Source organism: Jatrophihabitans telluris, from assembly GCF_023516435.1.
In the GTDB taxonomy this organism is placed as follows: domain Bacteria; phylum Actinomycetota; class Actinomycetes; order Mycobacteriales; family Jatrophihabitantaceae; genus Jatrophihabitans_A; species Jatrophihabitans_A telluris.
In genome coordinates this window covers 1,731,249-1,746,093 of the sequence record NZ_CP097332.1, presented here as the reverse complement: position 1 = coordinate 1,746,093, position 14,845 = coordinate 1,731,249, and the positions used below count along the sequence as shown (strand labels likewise).

The window sequence follows — 14,845 nt, the reverse complement described above, 5'->3', positions numbered from 1 at the left end:
CCCGGAGACCATCCGGACGAAGCGAGCTGCTGGTTAGCTATCGCGGGCCGGCGGGTGCGGGGCCGGCCGGCAACCCTGAGTCCGCGGAACGCGACCTCGGACGGGTTGGTCAGGCGAGCGCGGATTCGGAGACGGTGATTCGGTGCAGTTCATCGAGCAGCTCGGCCGAGGTGACCGAGGCGCGCAGCTCGGCCAGTTCGGCTTCGAGTTCCCGTACCCGGCTCTTGAGGCGGGCATTCTCGGCAAGGAGGTGACGATCCGGTCCGGTGGGGAGATAACCGAGCAGCGCCTTGGCCATGTCGCGACCTTTCACACTTCCGCCGAGCAAAGGTTGCTGTAGCGACCGAACCGGGTCAGGTTCTCAAGCACCACAAGCGACCGACGATGGCCGGCGGGGAAGGGTTGATTTTCTGTTCCCCCATGGTCCCACCAGGAAGGCACGAAAACAAATTCTCCGCTGGGAATCCGTGCCCCATTTACTGAGAGTAATTCTTGTTCGGGCCGCCGGCCGGGGTTGGTTGCGGCGAGCGACCACGAGTCGACGAGGTCGCCGCCGTCGCCGTGTCGTCACCGCTCGGCGAAGCCCGACAATCCCCCACGAGCCTCGGAGAACCGGTGAGTCAGCCGATCGACGCGCCCCGGTGTCCCTGACGAACCGAGTTGATCCAGCAGCGCCCGGCAGTCGGCGCGGCTCCCCTCGGCCACGACCTCGACCCTGCCGTCGGGCAGGTTCATCGCCCAGCCGGCCAGTCCGAGTTCGAGGGCCCGCGAACGGGTCCACCAGCGAAACCCGACACCTTGCACGAGTCCGTGTGCCCAGGCGGTCATCCGCACGTGGTCCGACGCGGCCTCGCCCGTCATCGGCCCGGCACTGGGGGCGATCCCGAGGGGCGGACCGCGGCCGCTGTGCGCGGCGCGGTCCGAGCCGCTGGCTGAGCCGCGGTCCGAGCCGCGCTCCGAGCCGCTGTGCCTACCGTCGACGAGCTGCGAGGCGGGCGCTGGCAACTGGGGCAGAAGTAGGACGATCGGTTCATCCAGCGCGCGCGCGCGATCGGACGTCCGCAGCGGCGGCAGGGCTCGTGCTCGCGTCCGTAGGCGTTCAGGGATCGATCGAAGTAGCCACTCTCGCCGTTGACGTTGACGTACAGGGCGTCGAAAGAGGTACCGCCGGCCCGCAGGGCCTCGCGGAACACGGCCCGAAGCTCGGCCAGCAGAGTGGCCAGCTGAGCCCGGCTGAGTCCGCCCGTCGGACGGTCGCCGTGCAGCCGAGCCCGCCAGAGCGCCTCGTCGGCGTAGATGTTTCCCACACCGCTGAGGCTCGACTGGTCGAGCAGCGCCCGCTTGATCGTGGTCGAGCGACGGCGGACACCGGTGATCCAGGCGGCGTCGTCGAAGTGCTCGTCCAACGGATCGCGGGCGATGTGAGCGATGCTCTGAGGGACCGTCGTCGGGCCGTCCTGGACGAGTTCGTCCAGGTGCACCCCGCCGAACGTGCGCTGGTCGATGAAGCGCAGCTCCGGACCGTCGTCGGCGAAACGGAACCGGGCCCGCAGATGCCCGCCGGCGGGCGCGTCCGCGGGCAGCAGCAGCAGCTGCCCGCTCATTCCCAGATGAGCGATCAGACAATCCGGGCCGTCGTCGAGGGTGAGCCAGAGGTACTTTCCTCGGCGATTGACCGACGAGATCGTCCGACCGGCCAGCCGGGAGGCCAGGTCGTCGGGGCCGGCCAGGTGCCGGCGCACCGCACGCGGATGCAGCGAGTCCACCGACCCGATGCGCCGTCCGGCGATCCAGCGCTGCAGGCCCGCCCGGACCGTGTCGACCTCGGGTAGCTCAGGCACCGGCGCCCTCGGCGTCGCCGGCGGGCTCCGATGCGGCGGGCTCCGATGCGGCGGGCGGCGGCGAATCAGGGATCGCCGGCTCCGTACCGGACAGATCCGTGCCATTGACCGTCAGGGCTTGCCAGGCCGCCTCGGCCGCCGACTGCTCAGCTTCCTTCTTGCTCCGGCCGTGGCGGATGGAGTACGTGACGCCATCCACGATGGCCGCGGCGGTGAAGGCCTTGGCGTGGTCGGGTCCGGTCGCGGTGATCTCGTAGTCGGGCACACCCAAGCCGCGCACGGCGGTCAGTTCCTGCAGGGACGTCTTCCAGTCCAGGGCGGCGCCATAGCCGGGGGCCGCCCGAAGCACCTCATCGAACAGGCGGTGAATGACATCGGCGGCCACGGCGATGCCGTGTTCGAGGTGGATGGCGCCGAGGATTGCTTCCAGGGTGTCGGCGAGGATCGAGGCCTTGTCCCGGCCGCCGGTGGCGTCCTCACCGCGTCCGAGCAGTACGTACTTGCCGATGCCGTCGGGGCCGATGCCGCGCGCTACGTCGGCCAGGGCGCGCATGTTCACCACCGAGGCGCGCAGTTTGGCCAGTTTTCCCTCGGCCAGGTCGGGGTGGTTGCGGTACAGAGTTTCGGTGATCACGACGCCGAGCACCGAATCGCCCAAGAATTCCAGGCGCTCGTTGTGCGGGACGTCGCCGTTTTCGTACGCGTACGAGCGGTGCGTCAGGGCGCGCCGAAAAAGCTCGGCGTCCATCTCGACGCCGAGCTCGGCGGCCAATGCCGCCGGATCCTCAGCTTTGGGCAGCTTGGAGGCAGCCACGTTCACGCACCTCACCCAGTGGGCTGAGCGGACTCGGGTTCAGACCGCGAGCCAATTCAGACCGCGAGGATCTGGCGCCCGTCGTACTGGCCACAGTTGCTGCACGCGGTGTGCGGCAGCTTGGGCTGTCCGCAGGCGCGGTTCGGGCAGGTGACCAGGGTCGGCGCAGTGGTCTTCCACTGCGAACGGCGCGACCGGGTGTTGGAACGCGAGGTCTTCCGCTTCGGGACGGCCACAGCGATAACTCCTTGTATCAGGGTTCGTGTCAGGAACTTCTCGGTGATCCGCGGCAACTGCCGTGGATCAGTCGGTGCTCTCGACCGAACCGAACCGCTCCGTGAGAGCTGCCCAGCGCGGGTCGATCTGGGTGTGTGAGTGGTCGGCCGGAAGATCGTCCAGCCGCTCGCCGCAGCCCGGGCACAGACCTTGACAGTCCGGACCGCACAGCGGGGTGAGCGGCAGGCTGAGCACCACCACGTCACGCACCACCGGCTCGAGGTCGAGATGATCGCCCTTGAGCCGTCCGACCTCTTCGTCGTCGGTGGTCACATCCGTCGCGCTGTTCGGGTAGGCGTACAGCTCGACGAAATCGACGTCCAACGGCTCGGTGAAATCGGACAGGCACCGCCCGCACTCACCGTGCAGCTCACCAGTGACCCGCCCTGTCGCCAGGACGCCTTCGGTCACCGATTCCAACCGCACGGACAGTTCGAGCGGCGTCCCTTCCGGAACACCGATCATGTCCAAGCCGAGAAGCGCAGGAGCACTCAGTTGCCGCACGTAGTCCTTGCGCAAACCGGGCCGGCGTCCGACTTCCCGGGTGTCCAGGACGAACGCACTACGCGTATTCACGGTGGGAACCTTCACTGCAGAAATGAGCTGAACTGTGCCTCTTGGCCAGAACATGGAATTGGCCGTCGTTCAGGTTACCTGAGCGCTGGGCCCGGCACGAAATCGTGGACGGCGCGCGGCGCCTCAGTCCTCGCCGGCCCGGCGGCGCAGCAGGGCCGCTCGGCCGTTCTCGGCCGTCCCGGCCATCCGGTGAAGCGTGTCGATCAGCTCGGACAGGGTCTGTTCGGCGTAGCGGGCGGCCTCCTCCCGCAGGCGTTCGGCCTCGGTGGTTGCCGACGCCCGCTGCTCGGCCAGCTCTGCTTCGGCCTCGGCGCGCAGCCGGCCGGCCGTTTCGGTGGCGACCTGGTGCACGGTGGCCGCGGCAACCAGCTGACCCTGCTCCTGCCGGGCCGCCTCCAGCAGTTCGTGGGCCTCGATCCGGGCGGCGCGCAGGTGCTCGTCAGCTTCGCTGCGGGCCTGGACGAGCGCCTCGTCCGCCTCGGTCCGGGCGCCGGCGAGGATGTCCTCGCGCTCGGCCACGATGCGGCGCGCCTCGATCATGTCGGTCGGCAAAACCTCCCGCAGGGCGTCGAGCAGGTCGAGCGTGCGTTCGCGCGGCAGCACGCAGGAGGACGACATCGGCAAGGTGCGGGCCGTCTCGACCAGCTCGGTCAGTTCGGTCAGGACCTCATCGGCCCGAGCGAGCGAATGATCGGTCATCGGCCGCACCCGCGGCCGCTGCCGGCGTCAGTTGCTGCCACCACCGCGGTTGTTCTCCTCGATCCGAGCCAGCAGGCGCTCGTGCACCAGCGCGGGCACCAGGCTGCCCACCTCACCACCATAGGTGGCGATCTCCTTGACCAGGCTCGACGCGAGGAAGCTGTACTCCGGATTGGTCGGCATGAACAGTGTGTCGATGCCCGCCAGGCCCCGGTTCATCTGAGCCATCTGGAGCTCGTAGTCGAAATCGCTCACCGCGCGCAGACCCTTGACGATGACCGGGATCTGGTTCGAGCGGCAGTAGTCGACCAGCAGCCCGTGGAAGGAGTCGACCCGGACGTTGCCGTACTTGCCGGTGCATTCGGTCAGCAGCGACAAGCGCTCCTCCACCGAGAACAGGCTCGACTTGGTCTTGTTGATCAGCACCGCCACCACGACCTCGTCGTACAGATCGGCGGCGCGGCCGATGATGTCGAGATGACCGTTCGTCACCGGATCGAAAGAGCCTGGGCAGACCGCTCGACGGATCTTCGGCACGGCCCCCGGCTTCTCGCCGCCGTCCTCTGCGATGCCCACCTCAGCGACCCCTTCGCGCATGGCTTCGATTCTGCTTCGCGGCGCGGCGTTGTCGGCGTGCGAAACCCCTACTCGCGGCGACCGTACCAAAGGCTGCCCTCGCCGTACCGCCTCTGCTTGATGGCCTTTATCTCACTCGGCCACTCAGGTTCCGGGTCTCTCGATGCCCGTTCGACGACCACCAGGCCGCCCGGGACCAGCCAACGGTCCTGCGCCAGACAGGCGAGCATCCGGGTCACCGCCGACTGTGCCAGCGTGTAGGGAGGGTCGGCGAACACCAGGTCGAACGGCTCGTCGGCCCCGAGCGCGGCCAGGTAGGTCTCGACCGTGCAGCGGTTCAGACGGGCCCCGGGTAGCGCCAGGGTCCGGATGTTGTCGGCCAGCACGCCGGCGGCCCGATGGTCGGACTCCACGAACACCGCCGCAGCGGCCCCGCGCGACAACGCCTCCAGGCCGACGGCCCCGGAGCCGGCGAACAGGTCGAGGACCCGCGCCCGGTCAAGGTCCAGCTCGGTGGCCAGCGTGTTGAACAGCGCCTCTCGGGCGCGATCGGATGTGGGCCGCGTTCCACGAGGCGGGACGGCGAGCCGGCGGCCGCGTGCCGAGCCGGAAACGATGCGCGTCACGCCGCCAGACGATAGCCGGATCAGGACTTCTGCAGGAACCGGGCCTGTTCCTCCTCGAATGCCGCCGCCAGCATTCGGGCCAGCTCCGGATGAGCGGTGAGTTCCGGGTCGTCCTCGACGATGGTGCGGGCCTGACTGCGCGCGTCGGCGATCAAGGCCTCGTCCCGAAGCAGCGACAGCAGCCGCAGCTGGGACGAGCGGCCTGACTGCGAGGCACCGAGGACGTCACCCTCACGTCGTTGCTCCAGGTCCAGGCGGGCGAGCTTGAACCCGTCGCGCTCGCCGGCAACGGCCAGCAGTCGCTGCACCGAGGGATGCGCGCTGGGCAATCTGGTCAACAACAGGCAGTGGTTGCGGTGGTTGGTGTCCTCGTATCGGCCACGGCCGATTCGTCCTCGCAGCTGGTGCAACTGGGAGACGCCGAACCGGTCGGAGTCCAGCACGACCATCACGGTCGCGTTCGGGACGTTCACGCCGACTTCGATGACCGTGGTCGCGATCATCACCTGCACCCGGCCGGCCACGAAGTCCGCCATGACCGCGGCCTTCTGCTCGGCGGGAAGCCGGCCGTGCATGATGCCCAGCCGCAGATCCGACAGTGGCCCGCGCGCAAGCTCCTCGGCGGTGGCCAGCACCGACGCGATGGGCCGGTCGTCACCGTCGGCACCGTCGTCACCGTCGTCATCCTCGGGCGGGGCAAGCTCTGCATCGGGCTCGAGCCCGGAATCGACATCGTCGCCGATGCGGGGGCAGACGATGTAGACCTGCCGGCCCTTGGCGACCTCTTCGTGGATCAGGGTCCAGACGCGCTCCAACCAGGCGGGACGCTCGTTGATCGGGACCACCGTCGTGCCGATCTCGCTCCGTCCCGCCGGCAACTGCTTGAGCTCGGAGACCTCCAGATCGCCGTAGACGGTGATGGCCACCGTCCGCGGTATCGGGGTGGCCGTCATCACGAGCATGTGAGGCGGGGCCGCGGACTTGGCCCGCAGCGCGTCACGCTGCTCGACCCCGAACCGGTGCTGCTCGTCCACGACGACCAACCCGAGATCGGCGAACTGCACGTGGTCCTCGATCAGCGCGTGCGTGCCGATGACGATGCCCGCCTCCCCCGACGCCGCCTCGAGCAGGGCCGAGCGGCGCGCAGCCGTGGCCATCGAGCCGGTGAGCAACGCGACCCGGGTGCCGTGGTCGGCTCCGCCGAGCTGGCCCCCCAGCGCGAGCGGGCCGAGTAGCTCGCGAATCGTCTCCGCGTGCTGGGCCGCAAGGACCTCGGTCGGCGCGAGCAGCACCGCTTGTCCGCCGGAATCGACCACCTGAAGCATCGCCCGCAGCGCCACGACCGTCTTGCCCGACCCGACCTCACCTTGCAGCAGCCGCTGCATCGGATGCTCGCCAGCCAGTTCGTCGGACACGACGTGCCCGATCTGCACCTGTTCATCGGTCAAGGTGAACGGCAGCCGTGCGTCGAAATCGGTCAACAGACCTCGGGCCTGCCGAGGTCGGGGGCGGGTGGGGTTCGACCGGGCCTCGCGACGTCGCTGGGCCAGGACCAACTGGACCCCGAAGGCCTCGTCGAAGGCAAGACGCCGACGGGCGTCCTTCGACTCCTCCACGGTGTTCGGCTGGTGGATGTGTCGCAACGCCCAGTCGTAACCGGCCAGCCCGGACGAGGCCAGCACCTCGAACGGGAGGGGGTCGGCTACCTCGTCCAGCGACATGAGCACGGTCTGCACGCTGCGCTGAACGGTCCACGTGCGCACCGAGGCAACGGCGGGATAGATCGGCAACAAGGTGTTGGCGAAGTCCTTCGCGTCGAGCGAGCCGAGCTCGAAGGCGCCCTCCTCGCGGGGGCCGTCCCCGACCGGGCCTGAATCGAGGGAGTTGCTATCGAGGACGTACTCGGGCGAGTTGAGTTGCAGCTTGTTGTTGAAGCGCGTCACCTTGCCCGCGAACAGTCCGACGCGTCCGACCAACAGCTCGCGCTCGCGAAAGCGCTGGTTGAAGAAGGTGAGGTAGAGCTCGCTGCGATCACGGCCGGAATCACGGCCGGACTCCAGGGTCACCTCGAGGATGTGCAGCTTTCGCCCAGGGATCGTGCGGCCGCGAACCGAGGCGATCCGCGCCTGGACGGTGACCTCGTCACCCACTTGGAGAGCGCGCAGATCCGTCAGCTCACCCCGGACGCTGTAGCGGCGCGGATAGTGCCGCAGCAGATCCCGCACGGTGACGAGGTCAAGCCCGCTGGCCAACACCCGCGCGGTCCGATCGCCGACGACATCTATCAGCGGCGTGTCGAGCGTGGCCATGACCTCACTGTGCCAGAGCGGTCCGACAGCGCTGTCACTCCACTCCGATGAGCAGCGGGAAGTGCGGCTGGCCGCCCGGCAGTGCGGTGATCTCCACCAACGGATGCTGAGTACGGACGTAGCGCTCGACGGTTTCGCAAGCGAGGGCGCCGGCCGGGTCGGCCCCGGCGAGCACCGTCACCAATTCCCCTCCGGCACTGATCAACCGGCCCACCAGGCTCACCCCGACCGTGCCGTAATCGGAACCGATCTCGACGACCTCGCCGTCGATGAGGCCCAGGACATCGCCGGCCTGGCAGCGCCCCGCGTAGGTGATGGACTCGCGAACAGCGACGGTGACCTCGGCGAATCGGGTGGCAGCCGCAGCCTCGGCCATCGCGATCACGTCGTCGGCGAAGCGCCGCCGCGGGTCGTGCACGGCCACCGCCGCCAGTCCTTGTACGGGCGACTTGGTGGGGACAACCGCTACCTCTATACCGTCGGCGCGCGCCCGCTCGGCGGCCAGGTCGGCCACGGCGCCCACGGCCGAGGCGTTGGGCAGGACGACAACCCGGGCCGCACCGGTGGACTGGATCGCCTCCAGTACCTCGGCCGTCGACGGGTTCTGCGTCGGGCCGCCGTCGACGACGTACACACCCTCCGCGTGGAAGACCTCCGCCAGGCCGGGGCCGGGGGCGACCGCGAGCACGGCCACCCCCGTGCGCTCAGCGGCCTGAGCGGACGCGGCCAGCTGGGCTGCGATCTGGTCGGCGAAGCGGACCACCGTGATCCGGTGCGGGCGGCCGGCCTCGATGCCCGCCTCGATCGCCGCCCCGACGTCGTTGACGTGGACGTGGACATTGAACACCCGGCCGGCGGAGCCTTCCGGGCTGCCGGCGCCGACCACGACGACGGAGTCGCCCAGTTCGACGAGCTGATCCTTCAGCCTTGTGGCGGCCGGATCGGACCCGTACAGCAGGTACTGCACCTCGTAGGCGTACTCGGGACTGCCTGCCTCGCGGTGAACCTCGCTCGAGCTGGGGTCCGCGACGTCCGGTCGGAGGCGGCGCGCGGGGCTGTCGGCACGGGTATCGCCCTCGGACGCGGCGGACGTCTCGTCGCGACTGCCGAGCACCACCCCGGCGAGTGCGTCCAAAAGGACGAGCAGCCCTTGCCCGCCGGCGTCGACCACACCTGCTTGAGCCAGCACGGGCAGCTGCTCAGGGGTACGGGCCAGCGCCTGGGCGGCGGCCTGCTGACAGCCGCGCACCGTGTCGGCCAGATCGCCCTCCGCTGTGGTAGCGCCCTGAGCGGCGGCGCGGATGACGGACAGGATGGTGCCCTCGACGGGATCGGCTACCGCGGCATCGGCGGCATCGGCCGCCGCGGTCAGGGCTCGACCCACGTCGGCGCCACCGATTTCGGCCGCAGCTGCGCCAAAGCTGTCGGCCATCGCCTGCAAGATCTGGGAAACGATGACCCCGGAGTTACCGCGGGCACCCATCACGGCGCCGCGAGCCATCGCGGCCAGCACGGACCCGGGGGTCGCCGAGCGATCGGTGTCGACCGCCGCCGCCGCGCTGTGCAGGGTCAGGCTGAGGTTGGTGCCGGTGTCGCCGTCCGGAATGGGGAAGACGTTGAGGTCGTCGATCTCGGCCTGCCGCGCGGTCATGGCCCGGTCAGCCGCGCTGCACCACCGCCGCACCGCCGAAGCGTCGAGCTGGGCGAGCATGCGGGGCGGCCTCCTTCAGGGTTGGGCGCCACCATACTGTGATGGCCGGTCCGGTGCCGGTTTTGATCGCGACCACGCCCCTGGCTACACTGGTGCGGTTGCCCGGGTGGCAGCGCTCAGCGCATGTCCCGTCCCGAGCACCAGCGCACGTGAACGAACACTCGAGAAGAATTTAGGAGGCCATTGTGGCCAGCCACTGCGACGTCTGCGGCAAGGGGCCCGGCTTCGGCATGTCCGTCTCGCACTCCCACCGGCGCACCCACCGTCGTTGGAACCCGAACGTGCAGACCGTCCGTGCGCTTGTTGCCCCGGGTACCCGTCGCCGCATCACCGTCTGCACCTCGTGCCTCAAGGCCGGCAAGGTCACCCGCGCCTAAGACCTGAATACCTGCCGACGAGGCCGGATCCCATCTGGGATCCGGCCTCGTCGTCGTTGCGGGGTCGGCGGATCAGCGAAAGTGCTCGTGGCCGCCGTCGGCGTAACGCAGCCCGTCGACACGGACTCCCTCGCCCTCGCTGACCATGCCGATAACGGTCCAGCCGGCGGGCGTGGCCGCGAAGGTGGGGAACGTCGCGACCAGACCGTAGTCGTCGCCGCCGCCAAGCACCCAGCTCATCGGATCGACGTTCAGTGCTGACGCGACATCGCGCAGCTTGGCCGGCGCGGCCAACGCGTCCGCCCGCAAGTCGATCCGCACGCCGCTACCGGCGGCGATGTGGCCGAGGTCGGCGATAAGACCATCGGAGATGTCGGTCATCGACGTGGCGCCGGCCTCGGCCGCGCGAATCCCTTCGGCGTAGGGCGGCTGGGGACGCCGGTGCGCGTTGACGACCTGCACCGGTGAGCGGAAGCCGCGCGAGAGCACAGCAAAACCCGCTGCTGCCCAGCCGAGCAGACCGGTGACGGCCACCACCTGGCCCGCCCGCGCACCGGACAGCGTGACCGGCGCTCGTCCCGCCAGGTCGCCCAGCGCCGTCACCGACAGCAGGATCTCCGCCGATGCCGAGATGTCACCGCCGACGACCTGAGCGCCCACCTCGGCACACTCCTCGGCGAAGCCGGCGACCAGCCCGTCCACCCAGCTGAGTTCGGTCTCCGCTGGCGCAGCCAGCCCGACCAGCAAGGACGTCGGCTGCGCACCCATGGCGGCGATGTCGGCGAAGTTGCGAGCCGCGGCCTTGTGGCCGATGTCGTTGGCCGTCGACCAGTCGCGGCGAAAATGCCGGTGTTCCAGCAGAAGGTCGGTCGAGGCGACCACTCGTCCGTCGGGCGCGCTGATCACGGCCGCGTCGTCGCCGGGGCCGAGCACCGTGGTCGGGCTCTCGATCCGGCTGAGGCCGGCGGTGATACGCCGGATCAGCCCGAACTCCCCCAGCTCGCCAATCGTCCTCGCCTCAGGAATGGTGACCCGCCTCCAGTACTCGTTGCCGCGGGCACGACCGAGGTCGTGGCCCGGCGTGACCTACACGACCAACCCAAGCATCTTCACATGCCGCCGTTACCGGTCTGCGCTAGGTTCTAGTAGCCCCGACGCCAATGACGACGAAAGGACGACCCGTGACCGAGGCTGTTTCGGCTTTTCCCTCGGACGGAAGCACCGTCCACGCCTACATCCTGATTCAGACCGAGGTCGGCAAGGCGGCTTCGGTCGCCGCCGAGATCTCCCAGCTGGCCGGCGTGACCCTCGCCGAGGATGTCACCGGTCCCTATGACGTCATCGTGCGGGCCCAGGCCAGCAATGTCGACGAGCTGGGGCGTCTGGTGGTGGCTCGGGTGCAGGGCGTCAACGGCATCACGCGGACGCTGACCTGCCCGGTCGTCCACCTGTAGCCTGCAGATGGCCTGCTAACCGCTGCAAGCCGACGCCGTCGGCGTACCGGCACTTCCGCTGCACTCCGCACGGCACCAACCGACCACCCCCGAGGAATTTCCCGTCATCGACGCCAGCCAGCGCCGCGCCGCCCTGATCGCCAGCGCGCTAGCCCTCCCCCTGACCGTCGTGCTCGCCTTCGTCTTCACCGCGGGCAAGGGCGGTAAACCAAGCACGCCAGGTCAGGCCGGCAATCCCGCGGCGGCGGTGACCGTTGCCGCACCCCCGAGCCCGAACGCCGCGACGGCAAAAGCCTGTCTGAGCGTCTTCGAGAAGCTTCCCGTTCAACTCGGCGGCCTCAACCCGCGAAAGACGGCGACCGATTCCTCCTACGTTGCGGCCTGGGGCAATCCCGCGATCGTGTTCCGGTGCGGTGTGAGCCGGCCGGCCGTGTTCGGCACGGGCCAGGCCGCCCAACTGATCGACGTCAACGGGATCATCTGGCAACCCGAACCGCAGAAGGATCAGGTCATCTTCACCGCCGTCGACCGGTCGGTGTACCTGGAGGTCACCGTTCCAAGCTCACAGACCCAGCCGCTGTCCGACCTGTCCACCGCCGTCGCGGCCCTGCCCCAACGCTGCACCGCCGCCGACGCATCCGGACGGCCCACCACTACGAAGCTGCCCATCTGCGGCGGCTGAGCCGCGGCGCAGCGGATCAGTTGCGCGCTCAGAGTTCGTCGGACAGGGCCGTCGCGATCAGGCGGTCAATCAGTTCGGCATAACCCACGCCGGTTTCCGCCCACATCTTCGGGTACATCGAGATCGGGGTGAATCCCGGCATTGTGTTGATCTCGTTGACGGTCAGCGTGCCGTCCTCGGTCAGGAAGAAGTCCACCCGCGCCAGTCCACGGCACTCCAGCGCGGTGAAAGCGGTCACGGCGGCGGCACGGACCCGAGCAAGGTCGGCGTCGGACAGCTGGGCCGGAATGTCGAAATCGGAAGCGTCATCGAGGTATTTGGCCTCGAAGCTGTACCAGTCGAAGTCGGCGTGCAGCCGGATCTCGGCCGGCAGGGACGCCGAAACCCGGCCGTCGGCGTCCTGCAGCACGCCGCATTCCAGTTCGCGCCCGATGACCGCAGCCTCGATCAGGACTTTGCTGTCGTGGCTGAAGGCCAGCTCGAGGGCATCGGGCAACTCGTCATAGGAGCGCACCTTCGATATTCCGACGCTCGAGCCGGCCCGGGCAGGTTTGACGAACAGCGGCAGTCCGAGGTCGGCGAGATCGGCCGCGCCGGGCCGCGGCTGCGAGCGGTGCAGCACCCGGTATCGGCCGACGTCCAACCCGGCCGCGGTCAGCACGGTCTTGGTGAACGCCTTGTCCATGCCCGCCGCGCTGGCCAGCACGCCCGATCCGACGTAGCGGATTCCCGCCATCTCCAGCATCCCCTGGATCGTGCCGTCCTCGCCAAAAGCCCCGTGCAGCAGGGGGAAAACGACATCGACGCCGTCGAGCGCCGCGAGCGCGGAGCCGGCCTGGAAGACGTCCGGACGGCCGGCGCGCAGCGATTGCGGTGCCTGATCGTCGGCCGCGGCCGAGACCGAGGGAAGCTGGCGGCCCGCGATGCGCAACGACGCCGGGTCGACGTGGGTGGCGATCCACCGCCCCTCGCGGGTGATGCCGATGGTGACGATGTCGTAGCGATCGGGATCCATGGCCGACAAGACGCTGCCTGCGCTGACCACCGAGATCGGGTGTTCGCTACTTCGGCCGCCGTACACGAGCGCGATTCGGATGCGGTCTGCCACGAACGCACACGCTAGCCGATGCTCATTCGCTCTTGATGGACCGACTCATCAACGCGCGGACGGCGGTCCGCGGGTCCGACTCACCGGCGCACACAGCCGAAACCTCACGAACGATCGGCACGTCCACGCCGTGTCGATCGGCCAGATCCAGAATCGAGCGGCACGACTTCACCCCTTCGGCGATCTGGCCGTGGGTGGCCTGCTGGGCCTGTTCGAGGGTCTCTCCGCGTCCGAGCCGATGGCCGAAGGTGCGGTTTCGCGACAGCGGGGACGCGCAGGTCGCGACGAGGTCGCCCAACCCGGCCAGGCCGGCGAACGTGAGCGGGTCGGCGCCCAGTGCGCTGCCCAGCCGGGCGGTCTCGGCCAGGCCCCGGGTGATCAGGGAGGCGACCGTGTTGTCACCGAAGCCCATGCCGACCGCCATGCCGCAGGCAAGTGCGATGACGTTCTTGACGGCGCCACCCAGTTCGGTGCCGATGACGTCGGTGTTCGTGTAGGGCCGGAAGTATCCCGTGCTGCAGGCCTGTTGAACCGACTCCGCGCGGGCCAGGTCGGTGCACGCGACGGTGGTCGCGGTGGGCTGCTGCATCGCGATCTCACGCGCGAGGTTCGGACCCGAAACGACCGCGACCCGCTCGGGAAGGGCCTTGGCGACCTGCGAGATGACCTCGCTCATCCGCATGACCGTGCCCAGCTCGATGCCTTTCATCAGGCTGACCAGACTCGCCTGCGGCGGCAACTGACCGGCCCAGCCGCCCAGGTTCTCGCGCAGTGTCTGCGACGGGATCGCGAAGACCACGAGGTCCGCGCCCGACATCGCTTCGGTCGGGTCGGTGGTCGCGCGCAGCGCACCGGGCAGCTCGATGCCTTCCAAGTAGTCAGGATTGCAGTGGCGCTGGTTCACCGCCTCGGCCAGTTCGGGGCGCCGGGCCCACAGGACCGTCTCCGTTCCGGCGTCGGTCAGCACCTTGGCGAAGGCCGTGCCCCAGTTGCCCGCTCCCAGAACGGCGGCCCTCATGCGCTCTCCCCTCGCGACTGCCGGTCCATGCCCTGCTCCGCCGAGCCCACCCACGGGGACGGGTAGGCAACGGCGGGCGGGTTCTGTCCCCTGATCACGGCCACCTGCGCGGTGACGGCGCCCATGATCTCGTCGGTCATCTCGTGCAGCAGCGCCGCGGTGGGTGGCCGTCCGCGATACCTGCTCAGGTCCAGCGGTGCCCCGACGGCCACGGTCACCGTCTTGCGGGGCAATGGCCGGAACCGGCGGGCGTAGAAGTCGAGGAACTCCTGGGATCCCCACTGGCCCACGGGGATCACCGGGACGTCCGGGGCCAGCAGAGCGAGCCGAGCGGTGCCGGACTTGGCCTGCATCGGCCAGAAATCCGGATCGCGGGTGACCGTCCCCTCGGGATAGATCAGGACGATCTCCCCGCGCTCCAACGCCTGGACCGCACCCTGCAGGGCCGCGGCCGCGTCCGCCGTCCCACGGTAGACCGGGATCTGGCCGGCGTTGGCCACCACTCGTCCGATGACCGGCACGTGGAAGATCGTGGACTTGGCCAGGAACCGAGGCAGCCGGCCGATGTCCCACAGCAGCCGGGCGATCACGAACGGGTCGGCGTAGGAGATGTGGTTGATGGCCAGGATCGCCGGTCCGCGCCGCGGGATCCGGTCGCTTCCGATCCATCGGCGACGCCACGCGAGGCTGATCAGCGGGTAGAACACGATGACGCAGAACCTCAGGTAGGGACCCGGCTTCTCCGACATGCGCTTGAACACCGTGCTCCTCCTGTCGG

The 14,845-nt window shown here is 69.2% G+C and carries 18 protein-coding genes; 3 read left to right on the top strand and 15 right to left on the bottom strand.

Annotated features, from left to right (window positions below; translation table 11 throughout):
- Positions 1–109: 109 nt before the first annotated feature.
- From M6D93_RS08205 to M6D93_RS08155, 11 genes are all read right to left on the bottom strand, one after another.
- Positions 110–298, bottom strand: coding sequence for a hypothetical protein (locus M6D93_RS08205; protein WP_249773870.1), 189 nt, complete (start codon positions 296–298; stop codon positions 110–112).
- 269 nt (positions 299–567) lie between these two features.
- A complete protein-coding gene (locus tag M6D93_RS08200) occupies positions 568–828 on the bottom strand; it encodes an acylphosphatase (protein WP_249773869.1) in 261 nt (86 codons plus the stop codon).
- A gap of 29 nt (positions 829–857) precedes the next feature.
- Entirely contained in the window at positions 858–1,841 is a 984-nt protein-coding gene (mutM, locus tag M6D93_RS08195) for a bifunctional DNA-formamidopyrimidine glycosylase/DNA-(apurinic or apyrimidinic site) lyase (protein WP_249773868.1), read from the bottom strand.
- The gene (gene rnc / locus M6D93_RS08190; protein ID WP_347343578.1) at positions 1,834–2,589 is read right to left on the bottom strand and encodes a ribonuclease III; all 756 of its coding nucleotides are present in this window, start codon (positions 2,587–2,589) and stop codon (positions 1,834–1,836) included. The genes mutM and rnc overlap by 8 nt, the downstream gene beginning before the upstream one ends.
- Positions 2,590–2,711: 122 nt before the next feature.
- Positions 2,712–2,891 (bottom strand): 50S ribosomal protein L32, encoded by a 180-nt coding sequence (gene rpmF, locus M6D93_RS08185; RefSeq protein WP_249773866.1) that lies wholly within the window; start codon positions 2,889–2,891, stop codon positions 2,712–2,714.
- A gap of 67 nt (positions 2,892–2,958) precedes the next feature.
- The gene (locus M6D93_RS08180; RefSeq protein WP_347343530.1) at positions 2,959–3,561 is read right to left on the bottom strand and encodes a YceD family protein; all 603 of its coding nucleotides are present in this window, start codon (positions 3,559–3,561) and stop codon (positions 2,959–2,961) included.
- Positions 3,562–3,630: 69 nt separating this feature from the next.
- The gene (locus tag M6D93_RS08175) at positions 3,631–4,206 is read right to left on the bottom strand and encodes a hypothetical protein (RefSeq protein ID WP_249773864.1); all 576 of its coding nucleotides are present in this window, start codon (positions 4,204–4,206) and stop codon (positions 3,631–3,633) included.
- Positions 4,207–4,233: 27 nt separating this feature from the next.
- A complete protein-coding gene (gene coaD / locus M6D93_RS08170; protein ID WP_347343577.1) occupies positions 4,234–4,734 on the bottom strand; it encodes a pantetheine-phosphate adenylyltransferase in 501 nt (166 codons plus the stop codon).
- Positions 4,735–4,850: 116 nt separating this feature from the next.
- On the bottom strand, positions 4,851–5,408 hold the full coding sequence (gene rsmD / locus M6D93_RS08165; protein ID WP_249773862.1) for a 16S rRNA (guanine(966)-N(2))-methyltransferase RsmD: 558 nt from the start codon (positions 5,406–5,408) through the stop codon (positions 4,851–4,853).
- A gap of 20 nt (positions 5,409–5,428) precedes the next feature.
- Positions 5,429–7,717: an ATP-dependent DNA helicase RecG gene (gene recG, locus M6D93_RS08160; protein WP_249773861.1), complete on the bottom strand. Its 2,289-nt coding sequence runs from the start codon at positions 7,715–7,717 to the stop codon at positions 5,429–5,431.
- Positions 7,718–7,751: 34 nt separating this feature from the next.
- Positions 7,752–9,428 (bottom strand): DAK2 domain-containing protein, encoded by a 1,677-nt coding sequence (locus M6D93_RS08155; RefSeq protein WP_249773860.1) that lies wholly within the window; start codon positions 9,426–9,428, stop codon positions 7,752–7,754.
- A 185-nt stretch (positions 9,429–9,613) separates the two neighbouring features.
- Between M6D93_RS08155 and rpmB the strand changes: the two genes are divergently transcribed.
- Complete coding sequence (gene rpmB / locus M6D93_RS08150; protein WP_249773859.1) at positions 9,614–9,805, top strand: 50S ribosomal protein L28; 192 nt, start codon at positions 9,614–9,616, stop codon at positions 9,803–9,805.
- A 72-nt stretch (positions 9,806–9,877) separates the two neighbouring features.
- Here rpmB and M6D93_RS08145 read toward each other — a convergent pair whose 3' ends face one another.
- Positions 9,878–10,831 carry a thiamine-phosphate kinase gene (locus M6D93_RS08145; RefSeq protein ID WP_347343576.1) on the bottom strand — a complete coding sequence of 318 codons (954 nt, stop codon included), beginning with the start codon at positions 10,829–10,831 and terminating at the stop codon, positions 9,878–9,880.
- A 155-nt stretch (positions 10,832–10,986) separates the two neighbouring features.
- Here M6D93_RS08145 and M6D93_RS08140 point away from each other — a divergent pair, with 155 nt between their 5' ends.
- The gene (locus M6D93_RS08140; RefSeq protein ID WP_249773858.1) at positions 10,987–11,259 is read left to right on the top strand and encodes an Lrp/AsnC family transcriptional regulator; all 273 of its coding nucleotides are present in this window, start codon (positions 10,987–10,989) and stop codon (positions 11,257–11,259) included.
- 169 nt (positions 11,260–11,428) lie between these two features.
- Positions 11,429–11,941, top strand: coding sequence for a DUF3515 domain-containing protein (locus M6D93_RS08135; RefSeq protein ID WP_249773857.1), 513 nt, complete (start codon positions 11,429–11,431; stop codon positions 11,939–11,941).
- Between the two features lie 28 nt (positions 11,942–11,969).
- Here M6D93_RS08135 and M6D93_RS08130 read toward each other — a convergent pair whose 3' ends face one another.
- From M6D93_RS08130 to M6D93_RS08120, 3 genes are read right to left on the bottom strand one after another with little or no spacing between them, the layout of a single operon-like run.
- Positions 11,970–13,049 carry a D-alanine--D-alanine ligase family protein gene (locus tag M6D93_RS08130; protein WP_249773856.1) on the bottom strand — a complete coding sequence of 360 codons (1,080 nt, stop codon included), beginning with the start codon at positions 13,047–13,049 and terminating at the stop codon, positions 11,970–11,972.
- A 22-nt stretch (positions 13,050–13,071) separates the two neighbouring features.
- On the bottom strand, positions 13,072–14,067 hold the full coding sequence (locus M6D93_RS08125; RefSeq protein ID WP_249773855.1) for an NAD(P)H-dependent glycerol-3-phosphate dehydrogenase: 996 nt from the start codon (positions 14,065–14,067) through the stop codon (positions 13,072–13,074).
- On the bottom strand, positions 14,064–14,828 hold the full coding sequence (locus M6D93_RS08120; RefSeq protein ID WP_249773854.1) for a lysophospholipid acyltransferase family protein: 765 nt from the start codon (positions 14,826–14,828) through the stop codon (positions 14,064–14,066). Before M6D93_RS08120 ends, M6D93_RS08125 begins: the two co-directional genes overlap by 4 nt.
- Positions 14,829–14,845: the final 17 nt, after the last annotated feature.

Bases quoted from the DNA above. Each gene is read 5' to 3' on its own strand.
- M6D93_RS08205 (WP_249773870.1), bottom strand. From the start codon at position 298: ATGGCCAAGGCGCTGCTCGGTTATCTCCCCACCGGACCGGATCGTCAC.
- M6D93_RS08200 (WP_249773869.1), bottom strand. From the start codon at position 828: ATGACCGCCTGGGCACACGGACTCGTGCAAGGTGTCGGGTTTCGCTGG.
- rnc (WP_347343578.1), bottom strand. From the start codon at position 2,589: ATGGACGCCGAGCTTTTTCGGCGCGCCCTGACGCACCGCTCGTACGCG.
- M6D93_RS08180 (WP_347343530.1), bottom strand. From the start codon at position 3,561: ATGTTCTGGCCAAGAGGCACAGTTCAGCTCATTTCTGCAGTGAAGGTT.
- M6D93_RS08175 (WP_249773864.1), bottom strand. From the start codon at position 4,206: ATGACCGATCATTCGCTCGCTCGGGCCGATGAGGTCCTGACCGAACTG.
- recG (WP_249773861.1), bottom strand. From the start codon at position 7,717: ATGGCCACGCTCGACACGCCGCTGATAGATGTCGTCGGCGATCGGACC.
- M6D93_RS08155 (WP_249773860.1), bottom strand. From the start codon at position 9,428: ATGCTCGCCCAGCTCGACGCTTCGGCGGTGCGGCGGTGGTGCAGCGCG.
- M6D93_RS08125 (WP_249773855.1), bottom strand. From the start codon at position 14,067: ATGAGGGCCGCCGTTCTGGGAGCGGGCAACTGGGGCACGGCCTTCGCC.